The sequence below is a fragment of the Nocardia farcinica genome (assembly GCF_029867845.1).
Classification (GTDB): Bacteria; Actinomycetota; Actinomycetes; order Mycobacteriales; family Mycobacteriaceae; genus Nocardia; species Nocardia farcinica_A.
Map to the genome: position 1 here is coordinate 1 of NZ_JARWRU010000746.1, position 2998 is coordinate 2998.

At 72.0% G+C, this 2998-nt stretch carries 4 protein-coding genes; all 4 read left to right on the top strand.

Annotated features, from left to right (window positions below; genetic code table 11):
• On the top strand, positions 1–447 hold a 447-nt coding region (locus QH283_RS16360; protein ID WP_280503848.1), incomplete at its 5' end, for a hypothetical protein.
• 59 nt (positions 448–506) lie between these two features.
• Complete coding sequence (lhgO, locus tag QH283_RS16365; RefSeq protein WP_280503849.1) at positions 507–1685, top strand: L-2-hydroxyglutarate oxidase; 1179 nt, start codon at positions 507–509, stop codon at positions 1683–1685.
• Between the two features lie 136 nt (positions 1686–1821).
• Positions 1822–2295 carry an SRPBCC family protein gene (locus QH283_RS16370; protein WP_280503850.1) on the top strand — a complete coding sequence of 158 codons (474 nt, stop codon included), beginning with the start codon at positions 1822–1824 and terminating at the stop codon, positions 2293–2295.
• 10 nt (positions 2296–2305) lie between these two features.
• The gene (locus QH283_RS16375; RefSeq protein WP_280503851.1) at positions 2306–2890 is read left to right on the top strand and encodes a ribonuclease H family protein; all 585 of its coding nucleotides are present in this window, start codon (positions 2306–2308) and stop codon (positions 2888–2890) included.
• Positions 2891–2998: the final 108 nt, after the last annotated feature.

A 2998-nucleotide genomic window follows, 5' to 3' on the forward strand; every position in this document is an offset into this window, starting at 1 on the left:
GCCCCGGTCACCCGGCTCGCCGGTCTCTCGGCACCGGCGCCGCCGACCGCCGGCCAGCCCGCCGCGGCGCCCATCGCACCGGCTCCGGCCGCCGAACCACCCACCGAGCCGGCCGCCGAACCGACGCGGACGCCCGGTGCGGGCCGGTCGGTCGACCTCGGCGTGGCCGCCGTGGACACGCACCGCGACGAGCGGCGGACCACGGTCACCCTGACCGTCGACCCCGAGGTGGTCTCGGTCTTCCACGGCCTCGTCCCCGCCGGGCCGGACGGCGACCAGGCCTCGGCCGAAGGCGCGTCCACCACCTTGCACACCGAGATCGACCGGGACAGCGGCGCGGTGGCGGTCGGATTCTCCGATCCGGTGCTCGGCGAGCAGAGCCTGCGGACGCCGGGCGCGGACCCGGCGCGACCGCCGGAACCCGGCGACAGCGGCGTCTCCGTCTGACGGCGACGGCCGCCACGCCCCCGGCAGGGGCCGGGAACGGCGCAGTACTGTGTGCCCCCGTGTACGACTTCTGCGTGATCGGCGGCGGCATCGTCGGGGTGGCGACGGCGCACGAGCTGCTGACCAGGAATCCCGGCGCGAGCGTGGTGCTGGTGGAGAAGGCCGATCGGCTCGGCGTCCACCAGACCGGCCACAACAGCGGCGTGATCCACTCCGGCATCTACTACGAGCCGGACAGCCTCAAGGCGCGGCTGTGCCGGGCGGGCGCGCGCTGGACCACCGAGTTCGCCCGCGAACACGGCATCGAGCACCGCGTCTGCGGCAAGCTGCTGGTGGCCACCGACGAGATCGAACACGAGCGCATGCTGGCGTTGCACGAGCGCTCGGTGACCAACGGCGTCGAGGTCGAACTGCTCGACGCGGCCGAATTGCGCAGGCGCGAACCGCATGTCACCGGTGTGGGCGCGCTGTTCGTGCCGAGCACCGGCATCGTGGACTACCGCGCGATCACCGAGGCGCTGGCGGCCCGGGTGCGCGCGCTCGGCGGCACCGTGGTGCTCGGCGCCGAGGTCACCGCCATCACCGAGACCGACACCGAGGTCACGGTGGCGGGGCAGGCGGGCCAGTGGACCGCGCGCACCCTGGTGGTGTGCGCGGGTTTGCAGGCCGACCGGATGGCCAGGCTGGCCGGACTCGACGTCGGGCTGCGCATCGTGCCCTTCCGCGGCGAGTACTACCAATTGCCGCCGGAGCGAACGGATCTGGTGCGCACGCTGATCTATCCGATTCCCGATCCGAGCCTGCCCTTCCTCGGCGTGCACCTGAGCCCCACCGTCGGCGGCGCGCTGACCGTGGGGCCGAACGCGGTGCTCGGTCTCTCACGCGAGGGCTACCGCAAGGGCAGCGTGAACCGGCGCGACCTGTTCGACATCCTCACCTTCCCCGGTATGCGCCGGGTGGCGGCGACCCACCTGCGCACGGGGGCAAGGGAATTGCGCAACTCGCTGTTCAAGCGGGGCTATCTCGCCGAGTGCCGCAAGTACTGCCCGCAGCTCACGCCGGCCGATCTGCGGCCGTATCCGGCGGGCATCAGAGCGCAAGCGGTCTTGCCGGACGGCACCCTGGCGCACGATTTCCTGATCGAGCGCACACCGCGTTCGGTGCACGTGCTCAACGCGCCCTCACCCGCCGCGACCTCGGCCGTTCCGATCGCGAGCCATATCGTCGACCAACTCTGAGTTCCGCGACCGACTCCGAGCTCCGCGACCGACTCCGCGCGCCGCACGGCGGGCCGATGACTTTCCCCGAACAACCTCTCGAATAAAGAGGATTGCTGTAGTACTTTTGTGCGCAGCTGTGGATCAGGGAGGGCCTATGGGCCACATCAAGTACGCCAGCGACGTCGGCGCACCCGTCGAGGTCGCGTTCACCTACACCGACAACCACCTGTTCGTCCCCGACTGGATGTTCGGCATCGCCGCGTTCGAACCGGTCGGCGAGGTCGATCAAGGCGTCGGTGCGCTCTTCGCCGCCACCGCGCGCCTCGCCCTGGTGCGCAAGCGGATCACCTGCGAGATCACCGAACACCGGCGCAACGCCGTGCTCGCCTACACCTTGCGCGGGCGGCGCCTGCGCGGCACGCTGACGCTGCGCTTCGACCCGCTCGGGTACGGCCGCTCGGTGCTCACCTCGGAGGCCGACTACGACGACCCGCGCGGGCTGTTCGGCCGGATGAGCGCCGGGTTGCTCGACGCCTCGGTGCGCCGGGCCGTGCGCCGCACCGAGGCCCGATTACGAAGAGAGATCGAAGAGTTCCACGGAACCGACCTTGTCGGGAGGATCGCATAGAGTGCCCGCCATGATCATCGTGAGCACCGACGGCTCGTGTCTGCGCAATCCCGGTGGCGCGATCGGCTGGGCGTGGGTCGATCATCAGGGCGGCGCCGGCGCCAGCGGGGGAGCGCCGTCGGGCACCAATCAGATCGCCGAGCTACGCGCCGTGCTCGAGGCCGTCCTCGCCCATCCCGGCGAGGAGCACCTGCTCATCGAGAGCGACTCGCTCTACGCCATCAAGTGCGCCTCGGAGTGGATCCACGGCTGGCGCAACAACGGCTGGCGCACCTCCAACGGCAGCCCGGTCCGCAACGCCGAGCTGATCGCCGCGATCGACCGGGCCATCGCGAGCAGGCCGGGCCCGGTCCGCTTCCGCTGGGTGCGCGGCCACGTCGGCAACTACTTCAACGAACGCGCCGACGCGCTGGCGAACGAGGCGGCCAGGCGGGCGGCGGCGGAAGCTCCCGGGGACGTGCGCGCCGAATTCGCGGCCGAGGAATCGGCGCAGCCGGTGCGCGAGGAGATCGCGCCCGTCGTGGCGACGCCGGCGCCACAGCCGGACACGGGGAAGGTGGTCACGTCGGGTTCGCAGGCGCTCACCCTGTTCTGACCCGGCGCGGTTAGCGCGGCAGGTCCACGGAGAAAAACCCAGCGGCGGGGGGGGGGAGGGGGGCCCCCCCCCCGGGGGGGGGGGGGGGGGGATGAGGTGGGGCGCCGG

Bases quoted from the DNA above. Each gene is read 5' to 3' on its own strand.
- QH283_RS16370 (WP_280503850.1), top strand. From the start codon at position 1,822: ATGGGCCACATCAAGTACGCCAGCGACGTCGGCGCACCCGTCGAGGTC.
- QH283_RS16375 (WP_280503851.1), top strand. From the start codon at position 2,306: ATGATCATCGTGAGCACCGACGGCTCGTGTCTGCGCAATCCCGGTGGC.